The 23,116-nt window shown below is 43.1% G+C and carries 23 protein-coding genes and 1 pseudogene; 14 read left to right on the top strand and 10 right to left on the bottom strand.

Annotated elements, in window-relative coordinates; genetic code table 11:
* The first annotated feature begins 612 nt into the window (after positions 1–612).
* The 8 genes and pseudogenes from AC3IT7_RS14970 to AC3IT7_RS14935 all read left to right on the top strand — a co-directional run bounded on the left by AC3IT7_RS14970 (position 613) and on the right by AC3IT7_RS14935 (position 6,710).
* Positions 613–849, top strand: coding sequence for a helix-turn-helix transcriptional regulator (locus tag AC3IT7_RS14970; RefSeq protein WP_071320963.1), 237 nt, complete (start codon positions 613–615; stop codon positions 847–849).
* A 3-nt stretch (positions 850–852) separates the two neighbouring features.
* On the top strand, positions 853–1,449 hold the full coding sequence (locus tag AC3IT7_RS14965; RefSeq protein ID WP_489248979.1) for a hypothetical protein: 597 nt from the start codon (positions 853–855) through the stop codon (positions 1,447–1,449).
* A 4-nt stretch (positions 1,450–1,453) separates the two neighbouring features.
* Entirely contained in the window at positions 1,454–1,672 is a 219-nt protein-coding gene (locus AC3IT7_RS14960; protein WP_489248978.1) for a helix-turn-helix domain-containing protein, read from the top strand.
* A complete protein-coding gene (locus tag AC3IT7_RS14955) occupies positions 1,669–2,175 on the top strand; it encodes a BRO-N domain-containing protein (protein ID WP_489248977.1) in 507 nt (168 codons plus the stop codon). Before AC3IT7_RS14960 ends, AC3IT7_RS14955 begins: the two co-directional genes overlap by 4 nt.
* Complete coding sequence (locus AC3IT7_RS14950; protein ID WP_489248976.1) at positions 2,168–2,533, top strand: hypothetical protein; 366 nt, start codon at positions 2,168–2,170, stop codon at positions 2,531–2,533. Before AC3IT7_RS14955 ends, AC3IT7_RS14950 begins: the two co-directional genes overlap by 8 nt.
* A 17-nt stretch (positions 2,534–2,550) precedes the next feature.
* A complete protein-coding gene (locus AC3IT7_RS14945) occupies positions 2,551–4,980 on the top strand; it encodes a DUF927 domain-containing protein (RefSeq protein ID WP_489248975.1) in 2,430 nt (809 codons plus the stop codon).
* Between the two features lie 261 nt (positions 4,981–5,241).
* A pseudogene (ssb, locus tag AC3IT7_RS14940) lies at positions 5,242–5,565 on the top strand (single-stranded DNA-binding protein); the annotation flags it as partial.
* A 125-nt stretch (positions 5,566–5,690) separates the two neighbouring features.
* Positions 5,691–6,710 (top strand): virulence RhuM family protein, encoded by a 1,020-nt coding sequence (locus AC3IT7_RS14935; protein WP_162282108.1) that lies wholly within the window; start codon positions 5,691–5,693, stop codon positions 6,708–6,710.
* A gap of 2,215 nt (positions 6,711–8,925) precedes the next feature.
* Here the strand turns inward: AC3IT7_RS14935 and AC3IT7_RS14930 are convergent.
* The gene (locus AC3IT7_RS14930) at positions 8,926–10,104 is read right to left on the bottom strand and encodes an MFS transporter (RefSeq protein ID WP_475653635.1); all 1,179 of its coding nucleotides are present in this window, start codon (positions 10,102–10,104) and stop codon (positions 8,926–8,928) included.
* Positions 10,105–10,388: 284 nt separating this feature from the next.
* Positions 10,389–11,140, bottom strand: a protein-coding gene (locus AC3IT7_RS14925; protein WP_489248974.1) for an IS5 family transposase whose coding sequence is annotated in 2 segments (ribosomal slippage) — positions 10,389–10,906 and positions 10,906–11,140 — 753 coding nt in all. Because the reading frame shifts where the segments join, the coding sequence is not laid out codon by codon here.
* A gap of 180 nt (positions 11,141–11,320) precedes the next feature.
* On the opposite strand from AC3IT7_RS14925, the gene AC3IT7_RS14920 reads away from it, so the two are divergent.
* A complete protein-coding gene (locus AC3IT7_RS14920; RefSeq protein WP_475653634.1) occupies positions 11,321–12,022 on the top strand; it encodes a DsbC family protein in 702 nt (233 codons plus the stop codon).
* A 79-nt stretch (positions 12,023–12,101) separates the two neighbouring features.
* On the opposite strand, the gene AC3IT7_RS14915 is transcribed toward AC3IT7_RS14920, so the two are convergent.
* The 5 genes from AC3IT7_RS14915 to AC3IT7_RS14895 all read right to left on the bottom strand — a co-directional run bounded on the left by AC3IT7_RS14915 (position 12,102) and on the right by AC3IT7_RS14895 (position 17,245).
* The gene (locus tag AC3IT7_RS14915) at positions 12,102–12,359 is read right to left on the bottom strand and encodes a GlsB/YeaQ/YmgE family stress response membrane protein (RefSeq protein ID WP_005173486.1); all 258 of its coding nucleotides are present in this window, start codon (positions 12,357–12,359) and stop codon (positions 12,102–12,104) included.
* 173 nt (positions 12,360–12,532) lie between these two features.
* A complete protein-coding gene (gene hpt, locus AC3IT7_RS14910) occupies positions 12,533–13,060 on the bottom strand; it encodes a hypoxanthine phosphoribosyltransferase (protein WP_475653633.1) in 528 nt (175 codons plus the stop codon).
* 211 nt (positions 13,061–13,271) lie between these two features.
* Positions 13,272–14,591, bottom strand: a complete 1,320-nt coding sequence (guaD, locus tag AC3IT7_RS14905) for a guanine deaminase (RefSeq protein WP_489248973.1) — start codon at positions 14,589–14,591, stop codon at positions 13,272–13,274.
* 162 nt (positions 14,592–14,753) lie between these two features.
* Positions 14,754–15,719, bottom strand: coding sequence for a TerC family protein (locus AC3IT7_RS14900; protein WP_475653631.1), 966 nt, complete (start codon positions 15,717–15,719; stop codon positions 14,754–14,756).
* 332 nt (positions 15,720–16,051) lie between these two features.
* Positions 16,052–17,245 (bottom strand): sugar transporter, encoded by a 1,194-nt coding sequence (locus tag AC3IT7_RS14895; protein WP_475653630.1) that lies wholly within the window; start codon positions 17,243–17,245, stop codon positions 16,052–16,054.
* A gap of 153 nt (positions 17,246–17,398) precedes the next feature.
* Here AC3IT7_RS14895 and AC3IT7_RS14890 point away from each other — a divergent pair, with 153 nt between their 5' ends.
* Both AC3IT7_RS14890 and AC3IT7_RS14885 read left to right on the top strand, forming a co-directional pair.
* Positions 17,399–17,683 carry a GNAT family N-acetyltransferase gene (locus AC3IT7_RS14890; RefSeq protein ID WP_475653629.1) on the top strand — a complete coding sequence of 95 codons (285 nt, stop codon included), beginning with the start codon at positions 17,399–17,401 and terminating at the stop codon, positions 17,681–17,683.
* Between the two features lie 24 nt (positions 17,684–17,707).
* Positions 17,708–17,998: a GNAT family N-acetyltransferase gene (locus AC3IT7_RS14885; RefSeq protein ID WP_489248972.1), complete on the top strand. Its 291-nt coding sequence runs from the start codon at positions 17,708–17,710 to the stop codon at positions 17,996–17,998.
* Here AC3IT7_RS14885 and AC3IT7_RS14880 read toward each other — a convergent pair.
* On the bottom strand, positions 17,991–18,338 hold the full coding sequence (locus AC3IT7_RS14880; protein ID WP_475653627.1) for a hypothetical protein: 348 nt from the start codon (positions 18,336–18,338) through the stop codon (positions 17,991–17,993). The genes AC3IT7_RS14885 and AC3IT7_RS14880 overlap by 8 nt on opposite strands.
* A gap of 197 nt (positions 18,339–18,535) precedes the next feature.
* Between AC3IT7_RS14880 and AC3IT7_RS14875 the strand changes: the two genes are divergently transcribed.
* Positions 18,536–19,009 (top strand): BLUF domain-containing protein, encoded by a 474-nt coding sequence (locus tag AC3IT7_RS14875; protein ID WP_489248971.1) that lies wholly within the window; start codon positions 18,536–18,538, stop codon positions 19,007–19,009.
* Positions 19,010–19,070: 61 nt separating this feature from the next.
* On the opposite strand, the gene AC3IT7_RS14870 is transcribed toward AC3IT7_RS14875, so the two are convergent.
* Together AC3IT7_RS14870 and mpl are read right to left on the bottom strand one after the other, a co-directional pair.
* On the bottom strand, positions 19,071–20,153 hold the full coding sequence (locus AC3IT7_RS14870; protein ID WP_475653625.1) for a zinc-dependent alcohol dehydrogenase family protein: 1,083 nt from the start codon (positions 20,151–20,153) through the stop codon (positions 19,071–19,073).
* A gap of 301 nt (positions 20,154–20,454) precedes the next feature.
* Entirely contained in the window at positions 20,455–21,819 is a 1,365-nt protein-coding gene (gene mpl, locus AC3IT7_RS14865) for a UDP-N-acetylmuramate:L-alanyl-gamma-D-glutamyl-meso-diaminopimelate ligase (RefSeq protein WP_475653624.1), read from the bottom strand.
* 242 nt (positions 21,820–22,061) lie between these two features.
* On the opposite strand from mpl, the gene AC3IT7_RS14860 reads away from it, so the two are divergent.
* Together AC3IT7_RS14860 and purE are read left to right on the top strand one after the other, a co-directional pair.
* Entirely contained in the window at positions 22,062–22,403 is a 342-nt protein-coding gene (locus tag AC3IT7_RS14860) for a DMT family protein (RefSeq protein ID WP_286379650.1), read from the top strand.
* Between the two features lie 199 nt (positions 22,404–22,602).
* Entirely contained in the window at positions 22,603–23,115 is a 513-nt protein-coding gene (purE, locus tag AC3IT7_RS14855; RefSeq protein WP_286379649.1) for a 5-(carboxyamino)imidazole ribonucleotide mutase, read from the top strand.
* Position 23,116 lies beyond the last annotated feature (1 nt).

Here is a 23,116-nt window from a genome sequence, read left to right as displayed (position 1 = left end):
ATTGGAGGGGTATAAAGGGTATTGAAGAAGTCGCGGTGATACTTGAACAGTAAACTGCCTACATAAAAGTCGATAAACAGCACATTGATGGTGCTTCACGACAACAATTAACGCACTTGTTAGGTAAAGAGGTAGCCATTTAAGCAAAACTCTTATACGATTAATTACATAGAGTTCCAGTGTATTTATTAGGAACTTAATGAATGTCTTTCATATCAGATTAAAGGTATACAAAGACTTCAAAAACAAAAAAAGGCCAGCATTGCAGTGCTAACCTTTTTCCGTGGTGACAAGCGATTGCAGTCGCAAAATCACCAAATGTTTTTAACCGCCGTTCAAAGGGCACAAAACTAAAGGAACTTTAGAGATGTAAAACGATTAAAAACTAAGTTTTTTAACTTTGGTAAGCTCGCTTACCTGTATTTATAGTAGTTCAAACATGGCATAAGTCAACATATTGTTTACGAATGGAAGCACTTGTTGTTAGTCATTAGAACCTATTGAATAGCTATACGCTGCTATATCTAATTAATAAAACTTAGTTTTTCCCTCTTAATTACTTTTCTATTCCCTATTTTGTGTCTAGGCATTTCCATTATGGAGAATGTTTAGATGACTTTATCTAAAGAACAAAAAATCGAAAATGTACGCCTGATCCGCCGTAAAGAAGTGCAGGCCAAAACTGGCTTGGGTGCATCGTCAATTTACGCAATGATGCAACAAGGCACATTTCCCAAAGCTATCAATATTTCCGAACGCCGTGTCGCTTGGATTGAATCCGATATTGATTTATGGATTTCTGAGCGTATCAAAAGCCATAAGGCCACCATTGCAACGATGGAGGCTTGAGCTATGGAAATTACTCTACAGGATGCAATCAGCATCACTCAGCAGGCGCAAAGCAGACTTAAGCAGATCAGCCATGAAGTAAACGGCGAGCAAATAAAAAACCTTTTTATTGATGTATCTGACTTCACTTGCTTGGCCCTTGATTACTTGCCTGATGAACTTAAAACCGAAGCCAATGCAAGACAGATTGAACAGGCAATTGACCTACTTGATCATGTTTCTATCCGAGCATCCGAATTAAGTGCAGAGGTATTTTCTAAGCCTTATTCAATTAATGACTACCTAAAGGCCGAGGCCAGCAAGCTAAATACCTTTTTACGCTTGGCACTGGAAACCTTGAGCATTACAGACCCAGCCGATCTATACGCCTATGCCCTTGCCTCATATTGTCCGACTGGCGAAGCGGATCAGGAAGTAGATTTAATCGTAAATGATGAAGCTATGAAGTTTTTAGAGGTTAAAGGCTTTAACGGAACGATTAAAGAGCTACTCAGTGAACATGCTGACATGGTGAAGAAATCAGGCGTTAAGGACGTTCTGATAATCCACATCGGAACGATTCACAAGCTGACTGACGCACTTGCAAAGACAGGAGCATAAGAACATGAACAGCACCCAATTAAAGCAAGTTTTAGCTTATCTCAAGCAAGGTAAAACCATTTCACAGGCCGAGGCTATCGACCTTTTTAACTGTTATCGACTGAGCGCAATCATTCAGCGTTTACGGTGTGCAGGTTATGACATTGTGACCCATCGTGAGCGCAATCATTCAGGCATCGGCTCACATGCTCGTTATGAACTAATTAAGCAGGTGGCAGCATGAAACCAGCAGTATTTAATTTTAATGAGTACGGCGTTCGGATCGCCTTTGATGCAAGCGGACAGCCTTTGTTTTGTCTGCCTGATGTTGGTCAAGCCTTAGATATTAAAAACGCGACAGCAAGCCGTTTTAAGCTAAATCCAAAGGGGGTACATGAAATGTATACCCTTACAAATGGCGGTACTCAAAAGCTAACTTTTATCAGTGAAGAAAACCTGTACCGCATTGTATTTAGATCGACTAAACCCGAAGCATTGAATTTCCAAAACTGGGTATTTTCTGAGGTATTGCCGAGCATCCGCAAGACTGGGAGCTATTCAGCAAGACAGACAGCCTATGAAGAATTAAACCGCCTATGTATGCAAGCAAAGACCCAAAAGGCTAAAGGTTCATTTCATGGCACTGGATTAGTGAACCATCGTTATTCAATGCGAGATTTAAACCTAAGAATTACAACATGCAAAGCAAATTTACAGCTAACTTTTGAGGGTATACACAATGATTAAGCATGTAGACCCTGAATTTTTCAAAGCCTTCGACCACTACAAAGCAATGCGCGAGCAGTACGGAGAACACCACCCCATCACAGAGCAGGCACTCATTTTAACGATGCACTACACGCCTGAGCATATCAAAGCAGAGATGCACCAAAAGGCAAAAGAGTTAAACCTATTGCCACCGCCAAGCGGTTACACGGATGACGGCGAACCTATGTACCAGTTAGAGGACATTGCAAAGCATTTCGGTATTAGCTTTGAAGAAGCAGAACAGCGTTTATTGCAGATGATGGATAACCGCCAGCAGGTCGGTTTATCGAATGACGGCGTTTTGATTAATTCAAATGCCAATTTTAACCGTATTTAATGAAAGGGGCAGCCACAATGCTTGATTATGACCACCCCGAAGAACTAATAACACCCGAAGCCATTTTAAACGAATGTACACAGCTTGTATCGTTTAATGATGCTTATTCATCACATCACTTAATACAGCGTTTTGGTAGTCCTGAGCAGCCGATCTATGTTGATGATGGCAATGTAACTATAAACGGCGTTAGTTATGAACAGCCTTTGATTCTGCCTGTCTATGATGGGCAAATGGAGCTTGTTCAATGTGCAGTCATGCAGGATGGGCAGCGTGTGGCTGTCATGCCTGATGGATTGGCTAGAGGCTTTGCAAGGTATGGCGATTTTGACCATGCCCAGCCTGTCATTATCACGTACAGCCTAGAGGCATTCTTTAAAGTCGCACAGACTGGCTACGCCGTTGTATTGGTGCTACTGCCTACCCTATGCAGCAACCATAAAACAGTACTCAAGCCGTTTGATTTTGATCAAATACAGTTCGTTATTAACCAGCTATCACAGGCAGGTTATAAACAGCTTTATCTACCTGTCAGAATTGAACACATGCACCTTGAGCCATTTCAAAAGCTGGAGCAGAACACGGCTGTTAGGCTGCTATGCCAGTATTTAAAAATTGGTGTAAGTCAGTTCCAGACCGAATTAGCACAGGATGAAAGTGTAAGTGAGGTGCTGGCGTTTATTGATGAAGCGATAGAGGCTTTACCTGAAAAAACCAATCTACCCAAAGGCCATTTAGCCAAGCCGATGAAATGGGAAAACGGACATTTCCACATCACAGAGGATGGGCTTTATTTTGTTGATGAAGATAAGAACGGCATAAGCCAAAAGCGTTTTATCTCAAGTCCTGTATTGGTTGTCGCAAAGACTAGGGATAATTCTAGTAATAATTGGGGGGTATTGCTCAAGTGGAAGGATGACAACGAGATAGAGCATATACAGGCCCTATCTATGGAGCTATTCCAAACGGACGGCGCAGACCTTCGCAAAGCATTGTCTTATCAAGGCGTAATGATTGCACCTGACCAACGAGCAAGAAACCTTTTTCAATGCTATTTAATGAGTTATCAAACAGGTCAATATGCCTTATGTGTGGATCGGGTCGGCTGGCATGATGACGTATTTGTACTACCTCATAAGCAGATCGGACAAAGCAGCAGTGATTTAATTGTTTATCAGGCTAACAATGCCTTAGATAACCGTTATCAAAGCAAAGGCACATTAGAGCAATGGCGAAGCAATGTAGCGCAATTGGCAGAGAATCATAGCTTATTGGCTTTTTCACTGTGTACGGCCTTTGCTGGGCAATTGCTAGACCCTCTTAATCAACAAGGCGGTGGCTTTCATATTAAGGGCAGTTCATCCAAAGGGAAAAGCACAGCCTTAAACCTTGCTAGTTCCGTGTGGGGCAATCCAAAGCAGTTTTATAGAACATGGAGAGCCACAGGAAACGCCCTAGAGCATACAGCGTATATGCACAATGACAGCTTTTTGGTGCTAGATGAAATCGGAGAGATAGCGAACCCCAAAGAGCTAGGCAATGTCGTTTATATGCTTGCAAATGGTTTAGGTAAAGGTCGCATGACCAAGCAAATTACAGCAAAGCCTATGCACCAGTGGAAAGTTATTTTTCTATCCAGTGGCGAAAAAAGCCTTAAAGACATTATGACCGAGCAAGGCCAAAAGACTAAGCTGGGGCAAGAAATACGCTTGGCTGATATTGATATAGATCAGTCTGAGTACGGTATTTTTGACAGTATCGACTTTGCAGAGGATGGAGCAAAGCAAGCGATTGAACTGAGTAAACGCATGGCGGACTGCTACGGCGTGGCTGGCATTGCATGGCTTGAGTATCTGACCAACAACAAAGGCGAGCGCATGGACGAAGCTAGAGAGCTTTTAGACCAGTATCGTCAAGCCTTAACCGTGAACCAGTCGCAAGGGCATATTGTCCGAGTGGCTAACTACTTTGCATTGGTGGCAACGGCTGGGGAGCTGGCAACAAAGGCCAGTATTACAGGCTGGAAAGCTGGCACAGCATTTAACGCCGTACAAAAGGTATTTAATCAATGGCTGGGCAGTTTTGAGCAGGTCGGGGATTATGAGAATCGGGAAATTGTGACCCATGTTAAAGCCTTTTTCGAGGCGAATGAATCAAGCCGTTTTGAAGCAATTACACCCGATCCCGATCATATCGAGCGTATCAATAACCGTGTCGGCTACTGGAAGATAGAGAACGGCGAAAAAATATTTTATGTATTGCCTGAGCAGTTTAAAAATGAAGTCTGCAAAGGTTATGACAGTCGCAAAGCAGCAAGGGCCTTACTAGCTTACAACCTACTTGAGCATGACACTGGCAAGACCAGCAAGACAGCAAGAATCCCATCGCGGAAAAATGCAGTGAAGGTTTACGCCGTCAAAGAGGCTATTTTTAGCTGGGAAGCATAAAAAACGAAGGTAACAGAGGTAACACAGGTAACAACCGCATGAATAAAGGCTTACAGGCGTTACCTATTGAAAATGGTAACAGGTAACAGAGGTAACAAGTTCTAAATTTTCCCTCATTTGTTACCTCTGTTACCCATCGTTACCTAAGCAAAAAGATATAGGTAACACCCTGAAACGCTGTCATAGCAAGGATGTTACCCATGTTACCTACGTTACCCATGAAAAATAGACATTCTGAGAAAATTAGAGAGATTTAAGACAATGGCAAATTTAAATAGAGTCACAGTTATGGGCGTTTTGGGTCGTGACCCTGAAACAAAGCAATTTCCCAACGGTGGCAGCGTTACTACTTTCAGCGTTGCAACATCCGAGTTCTGGAAGGACAAGACCACAGGCGAACGTAAAGAGGCCACAGAATGGCACAGAATCACCACTAACAACCGATTAGCCGAGATTGCCAGCAAGTACCTCAAGAAAGGTGGGAAGGTGTATGTCGAAGGCTCACTACGCACAAGGAAGTGGAAAGACAGTAAAGGAACGGATCGGGAAATAACAGAAATTAGAGCCGACGCGCTGCAATTGCTTTAGTTCGCAATAGATACCTAACTCAGTCAGGATATAACACTAAATTTGACAACTAGCTGAATAAGTTCAAAGTGTTTATATTTTACTGAATATATTTTTAAAATTTCAAAGAATAGGACGGCTTAATGTCTGATAGTAATACTGGTGAATTTATCCTATATGCATCTGAGGATGGTGAACTAAAAATTGATGTTCGACTGTTAGATGAAACAGTTTGGCTTACTCAAAATCAAATGGCTACATTATTTCAAACCACTACTCGAAATATTGGAATGCATATTCAAAACGTATATGACGAAGGTGAGCTTGATCATTTTTCAACTAGGAAGGAATTCTTCCTAGTTCAACAAGAAGGTAATCGAGAAGTTACAAGGAGTGTGCAGCATTATAATTTGGATGTAATCATCTCTGTGGGCTATCGAGTTAAATCACAGAGAGGAACCCAATTCCGTATATGGGCTACGAAGGTGCTGCGTGAATACATAGTTAAAGGTTTTGCAATGGATGATGCAAGACTTAAAAACGGCGGAAATAATAATTATTTTGATGAATTACTCGCTCGTATTAGAGATATCCGAGCATCTGAAAAGCTTTTTTATCAGAAGGTTTTAGAGATATATGCAACTAGTGTGGATTATGACCCCAAAGTGGCAGAGTCTAAAAAATTCTTTCAAACTGTTCAAAATAAGATGCATTGGGCGGCGCATGGACATACTGCTGCTGAGGTTGTATATGCTCGTGTAGATGGAAGTAAACCTAATATGGGTATGACGAGCTTCTTAGGTGAAGGACATCCAAAAACGAAGGATATTACAGTAGCGAAAAATTATCTTGATGAAAAAGAAATGGACGTTCTTAATCGCTTGGTGACTATGTATCTAGATTTTGCAGAGTTACAAGCTATTAATGGCACACCCATGTATATGAAAGATTGGATAGCGAAATTAGACAAATTCTTAATGGCTTCTGATCGTGAAATTTTGACTCATGCTGGAAAAATCTCACAGGCTCAAGCTAAACAGAAAGCTCAGTTAGAACACGCTAAATACAAGCAACAATATATAGATTATCAAACACCTGTAGAAAGGCATTTTCAGGAAGCTATCAAGGATGTAAAGCAAATAGCTAAACAACGAAAAAAATAAACTCAGCCCCTTGATTGGGGCTTTTTTATGGACTCCGAAAATTCATAATTAAATAAACAGTTTTAGATAGCGTTAGATCGGTGCAGTCTAATTAGATAAAAACACCTCTTTTATAGGATTGTTTCGCAAAATCATAAATGGAGTGATTACACCCCTTATTTTGTATAGGTACGTCTAGCAAAAACGGCCATATTTTAGATATACGAAACATCATTAATCTACCTTGACAGCACCCCACCAGAAAGCACCCTAAAAACCGTGTAAAAGCCTTATCAGGTAAGCATTACAGCCATTTTATTAAAACTGCATTTCGTCAAGGTACGTCAAGGTAAATAAATCAAATCCGTATCGCTACGTATCGCAAAATCTTGCATGACAAGCCTTTTGTATTTGTTTGACAAGGTACTGATAAAAGCACCTATAAAAATGCACTCAAAGCCAAGCTATGCAAAGGGTACGGCGGTTTAGTGTGGTTTTGGTTTTGTCATGCTACGTCAAGCAAGAAGTACCGTTTTGTCTAGGTACGTCTAGCTAAATCTTGACTGGATTCTAAATCTGACCAAGTATTTTCTTGTTTTACAGCACCACATGAAAAAAGACCATTAAAACTACACTCAAACATAGTCATATCAAGGTTTACGCCGTTTTAAACGACTACCTATCTTGTATGACTACGTAAAACAAATATTAGGTTTTATAAGGTTTAATCAATCGAGTGATGACGGCTAACCAGTCAGGGGGGAGCTGATAAGTTCGGGGATGACATAAAGCGGAGACCACTCCCAACCGCACCAGCAAAAAAAATTCTGTTTAAGTTAAAAGTTAAAATAAAGTTAAAGGTGCTTACTATTGCTTACAGCTACGGCGTTCTAAATGTCAGGTTTTGTCAGGTTCTAACCTTCTCTAATCATGCCGTTATGATTTCAGGTTTTATCAGGTTTAAAGGTTAAGTTTAGATAAGTTTTGACCTTAGTATTTCTTAGCAATGACACGGTTTAAATGTCAGGTTTTGTGAGGTTTAGGCTAAGACTTGATGAAAGGTACATCATTTCCAAAACATGGCTATATCGAGCAATCAGGGCGGTTTTGTGCATATCCTGAATAACAAGTTTTGACAGGTTCAATCCTAAGTCCGAGCAGCAAGTGGAAAGTAGTATTTTGTAGTAGTCCAAGCCTTATCATTTCCTAACAAACGCAGCGTTTTAAATGTCAACAAATGTTAACAAGTACGCCGTTCTGAATCTCAGGTTTTATCAGGTTTTGTATTTTTAAAACTGAAGTTTTCTGAAGTAGGACAGCGCAAAATTGCGTTGTGTTTCGGAACAAAACGCGCGCGCGCGCGAGGGATGGGCGGAAATGTGGTTTTAATGCTTAAAATCCCAATAGAATTACAGCGTGATTATTGGGGCGGTTCACTGCTACAAATGGCCTCAACATAGAATCACCCCCCCACCATCTAAAATCCTCAACTTCGGCAATGCACACGCGACTGAATGCACGTATCTGCAATCGAAAGTATTTTGTGATTTTTACAACTTGCTGAGATTTAAAACGCGACCAAGCTACTTAATCAGCCACTTGGACGGCTAAGTTAATTCGACATTTGAAATGCGGATTTAAAATCTAAAATTCTACTGACCAGCTCAAAGATAGTTAGTGAGTACCTCAAAGTCACTCACAAAGGATAGGACTCTAAGTCTGATCCTACCTGAGCCACCAATAAGAGGAGCAGCTTAAAAAGTGCCTAGTGATGACATAATCAGTCACTTGTTAGGCACTGAGTTTTAATTATTTTTATAAGTAATTAATTTATATTAAAAATATAATTTAAATTACATTCTGTATTGGAAAGTAATTAAAAGAATGCTGATCAGTTAAAGAGTTTAGAAACAGATTCTTTAGCTTTTTAGTCGCTGACGATGGAGTCTTGATTTTATCAATCCAGGGTTATAAATGATGGGTTAGTCGGGTTTTGCCCAGATTAAGTAGCGGAACAGTACTTCTCACTGCAAAACTCGTGACCTACCTTTCAGGGTAAACCTGTCGTAGAAACCATCATTTTTAATCTTGTGGCGCCATATACTTCATGCCTCCAACTGTTGCGGATGACTTCAGTACCCAATACATAAGCACCCAGCACATATAATCATCGGCTTAAAAAAGAAAATGCCAGTCAGCTACTTAACTGACTGGCATTAATCATCTGAAAGTCTTTTTAAGCTTTGAGCCGCAGTTTCTGATGCCATAACCAGAGCGCTAGACATAAGGCACTAATTGCCGCACAGAAGCTGATCACCCCAAAATTCAAGCCGAAATGATCGGCCAGATAGCCCACTGCAATAATCGGCAGAATGGTGCCCAAATAGCCAATAAATAAATAAGTCGACATGACCGCAGCGCGATTTTGCAGTGTGGTGATGGCATGAATCAGGCCAAATGCACCCATCAGGGCAAAACCGTGGCCAATACCAAATAAGATATCGCTCACAAAAAACAGGAAACTGGCTTTAAGCAACATACACAGTGCAAGACTGATCAGACTGGCCAGCATAATACCTAAGCCAATATTCAGACATTTTTTTGCAGCAACTGCTTTGGCCATGTATTGCACCACCGCAGACACCAGCAGAATGCAGGTGATGGCGGCACCACTGACCAGAGGGCCATGCCAAGGCAGAATATCCTGTACAAAGGAGGGTGACAGTGAGGCAAATAAACTGAAGGCTGCAAAGGCACAAAATGCGGTTAAGCCAATAATCATAAACAGAGCATGATATTGAGGTTCAGGACGCTGTAATTTAGGGGCGATACTAAAGGGCTGAGGCTCAAAAGCAGGCACTTTCAGCCAGAATAAGCCGATAAAACAAATCACTGCCCCAACAATGATCGGAATATAGGGAAGTACCAGCGGGGCTTGAGAAAACTGTGCAATCACCCCGCCTATCAAAGGGCCCAGACCAAAGCCAATCGCAGTCAGAATAGACACCAATTGCGGTGCAAGCTGCTTATGACTTTCCGGAATGGTTTGCATCATGCCGATCATGGCAGAAGTGGTCATCAAACCTGAGGCAATACCGATAATGAAACGACCCAGGGATAACACCAGGGCATTGTGGGCAAACACAGAAATGACCAAACCGAAACTAATAAACACCAGGCCAATCTGTAAGGTTTTTAGAAAACCAAGGCTGTTGCTGGTTCGTCCCAGAAACAGCAGCGTGCCCAGACAGCCAAACATATAGGCGACAAAAATATAGGTAATCTGGCTTGGGGATAAATTCCAGAGTTGTTGATAAATTGGATAGAGTGGACTGGCCAAAGCCGTACCAATCGTTCCCATGATTAAAGCCAGGCTGACCATCACAAAAGGTCGCCAGCTAGTCGTTGAGGTCATGAACATCCCATTATAGGGTTAACCCTTGGCCGCTCTGGGTCAGGGCATCGCGAGGAAAAGACAGAATGTGGGCAGTTTAGAGCCGGCGAAGAAAAATGGTCAAGGGTGAATCGGTAAAATGTTTAAATCTAAATAATAAATTTTATAATAATCAGTAATTTAATTTATTTTATAAAAGTTTTCTTATATTGAGACAGAGCGTTTGGCGCAATGCCTGTAGGCAGTGAGGGAACAGAATCTTTCTCTTCTGTTCCACGTGAAACATAAGAAATTAGGGTGTGTCCTCATTTGGCTTTGCACCAAATAAATATACAGGCTATACGAATCATAGATTTATAATTGCGTGCCAGTTTATCAAATCGAGTTGCAATAGCACGGAAATGTTTTAATCTCGCAAAAGCATTTTCAACTAAATGTCTTAATTTATATAGATATTTATCAAATTCCTTATTCGATCTCTTACTGTTTGATCTCAATGGAATAATGGGAATCATATTCTTGTTCTTGGCATATATTCTAATGTGCTCAGCATCATACTCCTTATCAGCAATGAGATAAGTTGCCTCGTCTACCGTATCAATCAGTTGTTTTGCAACTTGACTGTCGTGGACGTCACCCTCAGTGATTTTAAAATCAATCGGTAATCCATTCGCGTCGGTTGCAAGATGTATTTTTGTTGTTCGTCCACCGCGTGATTGTCCAATTGCTCTTTCGAAACCATGCCCAGCTCCACTTGCATGTTGATGCACGCGTATGTAGCTTCCGTCAATGAATACCCATTCTTGATCCAAGATGCCTCGTAATCTAAAAAAAATTTATCCCACAATCCCTTGCTTGCCCAACGATTAAAGCGATTGTAAGCAGTTTGCCAAGGACAAAATTCTTGGGGAATATCACGCCATGTGGCGCCTGTACGCAGTTTCCATAAGATCGCTTCCATGATATTTCTACTATTCTTTGAACAGTAACAACCGTGTAATCGCATAGTATCTTGAATTTGCTGCCAGATATCATCGGTGAGAAGAGTACGTGCCATTGAAAAAATATAGAAATCAAAAGAGCTTAAAGGAGGAGTTTAAGTATTTAAAACCAATTTTTCAAATGAGGACACGCCCTAGTCATTACACGCATCGACGGTAACATAAATGCTTGGGAAATTTAACAGCAGAGCGATTAGAATCGAAGCATATTTTTATCCGATACATGCAGAACATTCATGTTAAAAAAAACACTGATTATCATTTTAAGTACCTTGGTTTCAAGCTTCGCATTTGCCAATACAGATGTGGTAAAAGCCAATCTGGCAAAAAATAGCCCCAATTTAAAAATTGAAAATATCCAGCCCACTGAAATGAAAGGCATCTATAGCGGTTTCATGCAGGGTCAGGTGGTTTATCTGAATGAAGATGCCCAGCACTTGCTGGCCGGGCCAATGTTGCGGATTCAGGATCAGCAGAATCTGACCCGTGATCTGATGCTGAAACAAAACAGTGTCGACTGGAAAAAACTGCCGCTGCAAGATGCCTTGAAAAGTGTAAGAGGTACGGGTAAACGTCAGATTGCGATCTTTTCTGACCCAAATTGCCCGTATTGCAAACAGCTTGAAGTAGAATTGAAAAAGCTCAACGATGTGACGATTTACACTTTTATTCTGCCGCTGAAACCACAATCGCTTACAGCTTCAAAACAGGTTTATTGTGAAGCCAATCCGGCTCAGGCATGGCAGGATCTGATTACGCAAGGCACCTTGCCAAAATCGAAAAAAAGCTGCACCAACCCGATCGAGCGCAATAAAAAGCTGGCCCAGTCTTTGGGTGTGAATGGAACACCGGCAATTATCTTTTCCAATGGTTTTAAAGTCATGGGTACCTATCCGGCAGAACAGATTGAACAGATTTTTAAGGAATTTTCATTATAAATAGTAAGTAAACATAAAAGCAAAAAGCACCCCTACGGGTGCTTTTTTATCGGCAGTGTTGCGATTAAGCCAGCTTGGCTTAGACCGTACGGCGCTTGGTCAGCATGTTATAAATAAACAGGATAATAACCGCACCAATTACGGAAGCGATCAGGCCTGCCGCAGAGTCTGCTGAATAAAGACCGAGCATACGGCCAGCAAAAGTGGCCAATAAGGAGCCGGCAATACCTAATAAGGTGGTCATGATAAAACCTGCCTTATCATTTCCCGGATGAATTGCACGTGCAATCAAACCCGCGATAAAACCAATGACAATTGCAACGATAATTGTCCACATATGTATGCTCCTTCTTATCATGTCTTTGTTTTTACATCATGTTTAATCATCTTGAGACATTGCTGGCGCTAAAAAAAGTTGAATCCTGAAACGGCATGTTATTTTTTGTTCCGAGTTCAACATAAATTTGAGCCATAAAAAAAGTGGCCAATGCCACTTTTTTAAATCAAATCTTAAAGACCAATTTCACCGATAAAAGGCAGGTGACGGTACTTCTGGTCATAGTCGAGGCCATAGCCGACAATAAACTTGTCTTCAACTTCAAAGCCTAGAAATTCGACCTTTAAATCAATTTCACGACGTGACGGTTTACTTACCAAAGTACACAGTTGAATCGAATTCGGTTCACGGGTTTGCAGGATTTCCAGTACCTTGCTCAAGGTATTGCCCGAGTCAATAATATCTTCAACCACCAGTACATCTTTGCCACGGATTTCGCCATCCAGATCTTTCAGAATTTTTACATCACGCGAAGATACAGTGCCACCGCCATAACTGGACACCGTCATGAAGTCCAGTTCATGTGGTTTTGAAATCACACGACACAAATCGGCCATAAAAATCACTGAACCACGTAATAAACCGATGAGCACAAGTTCTTTGTCACTATGGGCATAGTGTGCATCGATTTGAGCACCAAGCTCTTTGACTTTAGCTTGAATTTCTTCAGCGGAAATCATTACGCTCATTTGAACGGTCATGGGTAGATACCTAAAAAGTAAAAATAGCAAAATAAAAAAGGTGTTGACCTGCAACACCTGAATAGCAGTAATTTTAATACATCCTTGGCAGAGATGCACCTGTTTTACTTGCTGTAAATGTAATCAACTTTTCAGTGATTGTGCATCTTGCCTGAGTGCAAAAGCACAAATGGCAACGATTGTAGCCACCTGTATCCAGCGTCGGGCTGACTTATTTGGCTTTGACATACACGGCTTCTCCATAGACATAAGTTACCACAATATTACGGTCATCACCGAGCATGGTCAGTGCAAAAAATGCATCTTCAATATTCCTGGCCTTGCTCTGACGCAATTGCTGTAAAGCGGTGGCATTCAGATTCAGTACCACAAAGTCTGCTTCCTTGCCGATACTGAAATTCCCCAGACGATCCTCCAGACTCAAGGCTTTGGCACCACCTAAAGTGGCATGATACAAGGCTTCAAAAGCAGAAAGTTTTTCGCCCTGCAACTGCTGCACCTTGTAGGCTTCATTCAGGGTTTGCAGCTGGTTAAATGAGGTCCCGGCTCCGATATCGGTACCCAGACCGACTTTGACCTGTTTGTCCCAGGCTTTTTTTAATGGAAATAATCCACTGCCTAGAAACAGGTTTGAGGTCGGACAAAAGGCAATCGCTGAATCGGTCTGCTGCATGCAGTCCCATTCATCTTCTTCCAGATGCACACAATGTGCAAACACAGATTTTGACCCGGTCAAACCATAATGATGATAAACATCCAGGTAGTTTTGACGTTCCGGAAACAACTCTTTGACCCAGGCAATTTCATTTTTATTTTCACTTAAATGGGTATGCACATAGACATCCGGATATTCGGCCTTGAGCTGCCCTGCTTGCTGTAATTGTTCGGGTGTAGAGGTCGGGGCAAAACGAGGGGTAATGGCATACAGGTTGCGGCCCTGCCCATGCCATTTCTCAATCAGCGCCTTAGAATCGCTATAAGCCGTTGCTGCTGTATCGGTGAGTGCTTCAGGTGCATGCCGGTCCATCAGCACTTTACCGGCGATCAGACGCATATTGCGCGTAGTCGCTGCATTAAACAGTGCATCTACCGACTCAGGATGAACGGTACAGAATACCAATGCGGTCGTCGTGCCATTTTTAAGCAGTTCCTGCACAAAAAATTCGGCAATTTTTTCGCTATAGGCAGCATCCTGAAACTGGATTTCGGTAGGGAATGTATAGGTATTCAACCATTCCAGCAGCTGTTCGCCATAGGCTCCCACCATCTCGGTTTGCGGGAAATGAATATGGGTGTCGATCAATCCCGGGACGATGAGTTGTTCAGGATAATGAGCCACTTCAATATTTTCAGGCAGATGTGCCTGCCCTGCTTCCCAGGTGCCAAACCATTGAATCTTGCCGTCTTTAATGATGATCAGGCCATCTTCTACATAGCGCACCTGGTCGTGAATTTCACACGCTTGGGAAACTGGATGCTGGATATCAAGGAAGCGACCGCGAACCGCCGTTATTGCAATGCGAGAAGACATGTTAAGACCTGTGTTTTTACTTTTTTCAACAGATTGTAACCTACTTCAGATGATTTATGACGTGATCCTGTGGACTCCATTTTCCTTGGCTAAATCGAAGCTATGGTCAAGCCGTCTGCAAATAAAAAAGCCTGCTGATGCAGGCTTTTTTGAGGATTGGGCTTATAGGGTGGTTTCGTTGTATTTCTTGCTGTGGCGAATCGACAGGATCGCAGTGATCGTCAAGACAAGCACAATAAAGCTCAGTGAAATCCAGATTGGCATATGGAATACATCCAGCATCAGCATTTTAAAGCCGATAAAGACCAGAATAATCCCGAGACCATACGGCAGATAATGCATTTTCGATGCTGCACCCGATAACAGGAAGAACATCGCACGCAGACCCAAAATCGCCATCAGGTTAGCGGTCAGGACGATGAAGGGGTCGGTAGTTACAGCAAAAATTGCCGGAATGGAATCGACCGCAAAGATCACATCCGAGGCTTCGACCAGAATCAAGACCAAGAATAACGGCGTTGCCCACAGCAGACCATTCTTACGGATAAAAAACTTGTCACCCTCAAGCTGCGGAGTAATGCGCATACGTTTACGCAGCCATTTCAGAATCGCCATATCTTCAATATTGCTTTCTTCTTCATCCTGACCACGCAGGAATTTAAAGCCGGTATACACCAGGAAAGCACCGAAGATATATAAAATCCACGAGAATTCCTGCACGAACCAGGCGCCAATAAAAATGAAGATGGTTCTGAGGACAATCGCACCGAGTACGCCGTATAACAGCAATTTACGCTGTAGCGCGGGTGGAATGGCGAAAGCAGCGAAGATCATCAGCCAGACAAAGACGTTATCAATTGCCAGGGATTTTTCCAGCAGATAACCGGCAAAGTATTCCATCACTTTAGCATTGGCAACTGCCGTACCTGCAGTCTGCTCCAGATACAGCCATAAACCGCCACCAAATAAGGTCGCGACACTGACCCAGGCAATACTCCAGTAAGCCGCAGTCCGGACTTTTACTTCCTGGCCTTGTTTTTGTTTGAAGCCTAAAAAATCAATAAACAGCATCACCAGAACGATGCCAAAAAAAGCCAGATACAGCCAGAGCGTACCAATTGTTTCCATGTGAATCCTCCACATCTGACAATCGGCCATAAAAAAACCTTGACCTGTTGTCAGATGAAAAACATCTATACCAACATGATCAAGGTCTTGCCTACATTTTACTGTTACACTTCTCATTCAAAGTGTTACAGTAAAATGCTCAGATACCGACTTTTTGCAAAGTGTAATGACGATATTCTGACACGTTTAACAAGTTGAACCGCAATTGTTAAACGTTTGGAGGAGGCTACTCCCCTTGTTCAAACTAAATTTTGTTTGAGCCAATGCTCAATATGCAGGAAGCATGACAGGTTTTTGTTAAGACTACAATTTCATTTACAAAAAATCATGATTCAAGTTGCTTTTCGAGTCATAAAATCCGGGCGGCGAATTAAATATAAAGTGACAAGAAAACCCAGACTGGCCAAGATTGCCCCGACCCAGCCAATAGCATATAACCCGATCTGTGCCGTTACCATTCCACCAAGCAAGGCACCACTGCCAATCCCGATATTATACAGGCCAGAATAAATCGCCATGGCCACGTCGGTGGCATCTGAGGCCAGATTCAAGGTCTTGGCTTGCAGGGCCAGACTGAAACCAATAATACTGATGCCCCAGAGTAAAGCCAAGGTATTTAACTGCAAGACATTGCTGGACAATGGCAACAATAATAGCAATGAGATGGTCAGCCCAAGTGTGAAAAATGGAATGGTGAGTCTGGGGAAATGCGCTGCAAAACGACCAAATAAATAAGAGCCGATTAAACCTGCACCGCCATAGACCAGCAATAAAGTCGTGGTCTGTGCCGAACTTAACTGGGCAATATTCAGGGAGAATGGCTCGATATAACTATAGGCGGTAAATTGTGCACTAATCACGATAATCGTCAGGGTAAATACCAGCATCAGGCTGGGACGTTTCAACAAGGTGGTCAAGCTGCTCAGTGAACCTGAATTGACACTTGGCAATAAGGGCAAGGTTCTGGCCAGCAGCAGACAGACCACGCTGGCGACGATGGCAATCAGGGCAAAACTATTGCGCCAGCCATAGGCCTCCCCGATCATACGGCCAAATGGAATGCCCAGTACCATGGCCATGGCAGTACCTGTGGCCAGCAAACCCAAGGCTTGAAACTCTTTGCCTGGCGGCGCGACACGTACTGCAAGCGAAGCGGTAATTGACCAGAACAGCGCGTGGGCGATAGCAATCCCGATCCGGCTTAATACCAGAACACTGAAACTCCAGGCAAAATAGGACAGCACATGACTGGAAATAAACACCGCAAATAAAACCATCAGCAGGAAACGCCGTTCAATATTCTTGGTTAGCAGCATCATCGGTAAAGACAGTAAAGCTACGACCCAGGCATAAATGGTCAGCATCAGCCCGACCTGAGTTGCCGACATGTGAAAACTTGCCCCAATATCACTGAGTAAGGCTACAGGAATGAATTCGGTGGTATTAAAAATAAAGGCGGCACTGGCTAGAGCAATCACGCAGATCCATTGACGTCTCACCGAGGAGCTAAAAGAAGAGCTGGACATAAACATCTGGCTTAAACAACAGGTACGCAGTGTAAACCTGTTCATTGCATGGCGATATCGGCAAAGCGCACAGATTCACAATCGTTTAAAGAAATCTAACAATGTGATACTGAAAAATATGTCAGTCTGGATCAAAAATACGGAGTTCACAGGATGTTGATTGAGCATCAGCAACAAGACAGTCAAGGCCAGTGGTTTGTTGAACCGAATGAAAAGCGCCTGGCTGAAATGAGTTATTCCCGGAAAGATCCAGATCGGCTCGTGATTGAACATACGTGGGTCGATGACAGCTTACGCGGACAGCATGTCGGGCATTATCTGGTCGAAGCAGCGGTCAAATTTGCCCGTGAGCAAGGAGTCAAGATTATTCCAGAATGTCCTTTTGCCAAATCGGTATTTGAGCGGGATCCTGCGTTCAGCGATGTATTAAGCAATTAAAAATCAAAATAAAGGTTGGGATATATGCAGATTAAATATCAGGATTCAAAACGTGGCGGTGTATTTTTTATAGAAGATCAAGGTCGACGTCTGGCCGAGATTACCTATCAATGGCACGAAGCTTCGGTGATTATTGCGGATCATACCTGGGTCGATCATTCCTTGCGTGGTCAGGGTGTGGCCCGAAAAATGCTGGATGTGCTGGTCGATTTTGCCCGTGAAAAAAGTTTAACCATCATTCCGCAGTGCTCCTATGTAGATGTCATGTTTAAGCGCGACCAAAGTTTATCTGATGTTGCGGCAACAGCTATTTGAGGATCCAGGGAGATTTCCCGAAAGACAGAGCTAATTTTTCTTTTAAAACCGGAATGAATACGCCCTGTAACAGAGTATATAAGCCGAAACCTGCCATCACACCCGTGATGGCCCAGAACATTTCTTCAAATTGTTGCAGCATCAATAATATGGCCATGATCAGCAGGTAACTGGCATGAAAATAAACCCGATGGCCAACAAATTGCAGGATGGCCCAGCTGAGAAAGATTGAACTGATCAGCAGATTGGTTTGAGCGCTGAAGGCCCAGTTATTTAAAGTGATCATCAGAAGAAAACACCCACATAACATGGCGAGGGTTAAAATCAGATCTTTTAACATTAAGCCCTATCCTTATATTTATAGTAGGTATATGAAAATATGCGTCTAATTATTCAGATGCCATTGTTAAAAGTTTAATTGCAAAACGCAAACTGAAAATCTTGTAAGCAAAAACAGATATTTGCTTAAAAAATAATCGACTTGATTAAGGATTAGTGATTATATTGTTTTCTTAATTATTCTTCTGAGTAAGATGTATGCTGCTCCAACTTTGCTATGCCAGTGAACGCACAGAATCTGAACAGGATTTATTACAAGAGTTGAGCGATATTTTGGCTATGGCCCGGAACTTTAATCAACAGCATCAGATTTATGGGGTTTTGTATTATGCCCATGGCAAGTTTTTCCAGTGTCTGGAAGGCCAAGCCGAAGTTGTAGAAAAACTATTTCAGAGCATTTCGCGGGATACCCGCCATCACCAGATCTTGCGTTTTGAAGATGCGCTGGTAGAGCAGTCTCATTTCTCGGAATGGTCGATGAAATATGTGCATAAACACAGTGAAATTTCTTCTTTATTTTCACGTTTAGGTTGGGCGCAATTTGAACCCCATGCCTTACAGCGGTCAGGAGTTGCTGAACTTTTGAAAATACTATATCGCCTGGAAGAAAATCAGGCCAGTCTGGCCTCAGCCCAAGGTTATAAGCAGCGTGGATATATTCCCTATTTCTGATCTCGCGCTAAAAATAGCAAATAAAAAAGTCCGCACGGCGGACTTTTTTATTTGCTACAGCTCAGTTCATATCAATCATGACCTTTAATGCCTTTTCATCAGATGCATGCTTGAACACATCATAAGCTTTTTCAAACTCATTAAATTTAAAGTGATGAGTCGCCAGTTTTTCCAGTGGCAACTTGCCGGAACAGCAGGTTTTCAGCAGCATGCCAGTGGTATTGGCATTGACCAGTCCGGTGGTGATGGTCAGGTTTTTAATCCAGAGTTTATTCAGCTCAAAATTAACCGATTTGCCATGCACCCCGACGTTGGCAATATGTCCGCCCTCCTTGACCACGTGCTGGCAGATATTCCAGGTAGCTTCTAAACCTACCGCTTCGATGGCACAATCGACCCCTCGCCCATCAGTCAGATCCAGTACACGCTGTATGGCATCTTCTTTCGCAGAATTGACGCTATGCGTCGCTCCCACGGTTTTGGCAAACTCCAGCCGGTTGTCATCGACATCGACCATGATGATGTTGGCAGGTGAATAGAATTGTGCGGTCAGCAGGCAACTCATGCCGATCGGGCCAGCACCGACAATCGCTACATTGTCTCCGGGTTTGACATCGCCATATTGCACGCCAATTTCATGTGAAGTTGGCAAGATATCGGAAAGAAACACGGCCACATCTTGATTCAACCCTTCGGGTAAATGATAGAGAGAAGTATCTGCAAAGGGGGTGCGTACATATTCAGCATGCGTACCATCAATCATATAGCCCATGATCCAGCCACCTTCATTGCGACAATGCGCATAAAGCTGTTTCTGGCAGTTTTCACAGGTGCCGCAGCGGCTGACACAGGAAATAATCACCCGGTCACCTTTTTTGAAGTTTTGAACTGCAGAACCGACTTCTTCTACAATACCAATGCCTTCATGACCTAAAATACGCCCGTTAAAACTGCCCTGTTTACGTGTAGCTTCCTGTTCAATTTCCGGATTTTTACCTTTCCAGATCCCGAGATCTGTACCGCAAATAGTGACTTTAGTGAGTTTGATAACCGCATCGCTCGGATGCAAAATGCTGGGAATGGGACGGTCTTCAAAGCGGATGTCGTTTGCGCCGTAATAGACCATGGCTTTCATTGTTGTCATGACACGTCTCCTGAAGGAGTGAGGAAGGAGAATGACCTGATCCAGCGAGAAGAGTAAATGTCTGTGTCACTTTGATGGAACTGTAGCAAAGGACTGATTCTGATCTGGCTTGCAGGGCTATAAATCCTGGTTTCTTCTCGATTGTGCCTTGAGTAATACGGCGCTGCAATCTATCTCGCATTCAGATTGCAACAAAAGATCTTGAGGGATTGCTGAAGCTCAAATGGACATTCGCTCCAATTGCTTGATAAAATTTTAGCCCTAAAAAAAGCCCGCTAAGCGGGCTTTTTGAACTTTTATGTTATGCATTTAAAGCACTGATCAATTTCTGATGCAAACCACCAAAACCGCCATTCGACATGATCACCACTGCATCGCCCGCTCCCGCCTCGCTAACTAGAGTCTGAATGATGTCTTGCAGTGTGCGTGCGACTTTGGCTTTATTGGTAGAGGCATCAATCACCGGCTGTAAATCCCAGTCCAGTCCTTCAGGCTGATACCAGATCACTTCATCGGCCAGACGTGCAGAGTGTGCCAGGCCATCTTTGTGACTGCCCATACGCATGGTATTTGAACGTGGTTCAATGATCGCCCAGAGTTTGCGTTCACCAAGACGTTTGCGCGCGCCTTCCAAGGTCGTATCAATCGCCGTTGGATGATGGGCAAAGTCATCATATACCTCGATACCACGAACGGTACCCAGCAGTTCCATACGGCGTTTTACCCCGCCAAAGTTTGATAAAGCTTCGCACGCTGTTGCAATCGAGACTCCGACATGCTCGGCGGCAGCAATGGTTGCCAGTGCATTGGCCACTGAATGTTGTCCGGTCATGTCCCACTGTACTTCGCCTTTGACGACACCGTGTTGCAAGACTTTAAAGTGAGAGCCATCTGCCGATAACTGTTCGGCATATAGTTCTGATTTGTCGTTGGCATCCAGACTGGTGCGCACCACCGGTGTCCAGCAACCCTGCTCCAGAACCTCATCAATATTAGTTTCGCTAATCGGTGCAATGATGCGGCCTTCACTTGGAATAGTGCGGACTAAATGATGGAACTGTTTTTGAATTGCGGCCAGATCATCAAAGATATCGGCATGGTCAAATTCCAGATTATTCAAAATGGCGGTTTTAGGATGGTAATGTACGAACTTGGAACGCTTGTCAAAGAAAGCCGAATCATATTCATCCGCTTCGACACAGAAATACTTACCACCACCTAAACGTGCACTTTCTGAGAAACCCAGTGGCACGCCGCCAATCAGGAAACCTGGCTCTAGACCGGCCTGATCCAGCACCCAGGCCAGCATGGTGGTGGTGGTGGTTTTACCATGTGTACCCGCGACACCCAGCACATGCTTGCCTTGCAGAACATGATCGGCCAGGAACTGCGGGCCTGAAATATAAGGCAAGCCTTCGTTCAGCATATATTCTACTGCATCAATACCACGCTTCATGGCATTGCCGACAATGATCAGGTCTGGATGTGGTTGCAAGTGACTCCGGTCATAACCCTGCATTAGGCTGATGCCTGCATTTTCCAGTTGGGTCGACATCGGTGGATAGACGTTCAAATCAGAACCTGTCACCTTGTGGCCCAGATCGCGTGCAAGGAGCGCCAGCGATCCCATAAAAGTGCCACAAATACCCAAAATATGCAGATGCATCTACTTCACTCCGTTCCTGTCTGACCCATCACCTTATATGGGTGCTGTTGTCATGATTTATTCAATTTGCAAGCAACGATAGCAAGGCTTACACGGAAAAGATAGTCAAAGTTCAAGCATTACCGCGGGATTTTTTAAATCCTGTTTCACAGATAAATTCAGAGAAAATTTCAAATTTATAAAATATATTTTTGCCAAATAAATCGTAGAATAAACCCGATCTTTTTGCAGAGTATCTGCCGATGTTAGCGGCTCTATTTCTTTTGGTGATTGCCAACTGTTTTATGACCTTGGCATGGTATGGGCATTTAAAGTTTTTGCCGTATGATGCACCACTCTGGCAGGCCATTTTATTCAGCTGGATGATTGCCCTGTTTGAATATAGCCTGATGATTCCGGCCACCCGATTACTGGCACAGCAGGGACTGGCCGTGGGGCAAATGAAAATCACCCAAGAAGTCGTCACCTTGCTGGTGTTTGTGCCTTTTATGATTTTCATGTTCAAGCAGCCTTTCAAACTGGATTATCTCTGGGCGGCTTTATGCCTGTGCGGATGTGTGTATTTCGTGTTCCGAAGTTCCTGATCCAAAGCTTTGAGTACTACTGCCCTATTTTTATTCCAGTTTTTAATATTCCTCTAAAAAAATAAGAAAAATCGGGCCTTGCTTTGACCGTTAAATTTTATGAAGCCGAAAAATCAGTCTATAATAGGCAACTCCTATTAAAGCTTGGCTCTCTCGTCGAGATTTATTTTTTGTTACTTTAATCTCTGGAAAATTTGCAATGAATGCGGCTGCTGCACAAGATGCTCCTCTAGTAGGAATTATCATGGGTTCTCAATCAGATTGGGCAACTCTCGAACATACTGCCAACATGCTGAAGCAGCTTGGTGTCCCATTTGAAGCTGAAGTTGTTTCTGCACACCGTACTCCTGACCGTTTGTTTGAATATGCTGAACAGGCCCGTGATCGTGGCATTCAGGTGATTATTGCCGGTGCTGGTGGTGCTGCGCATTTGCCGGGCATGTGTGCGGCAAAGACCGATCTTCCGGTGTTGGGTGTGCCAGTCAAATCATCGATTTTAAACGGTGTTGATTCATTGCTTTCAATCGTACAAATGCCGGCCGGTATTGCGGTGGGTACGCTTGCAATTGGCCCTGCCGGTGCAACCAATGCCGCGATTATGGCAGCGCAGATTTTAGGTCTGACCCGCCATGACATCGCGAAAAATGTTGCAGATTTCCGTGCAGCACAAACAGACAAAGTGGCAAGCAATAACATTCCTGGTCAAAACTAAA

The organism is Acinetobacter sp. KH_038, from assembly GCF_057839405.1.
Note: the sequence above shows the minus strand (reverse complement) of the source record. Positions and strands in the feature narration are given on the sequence as shown.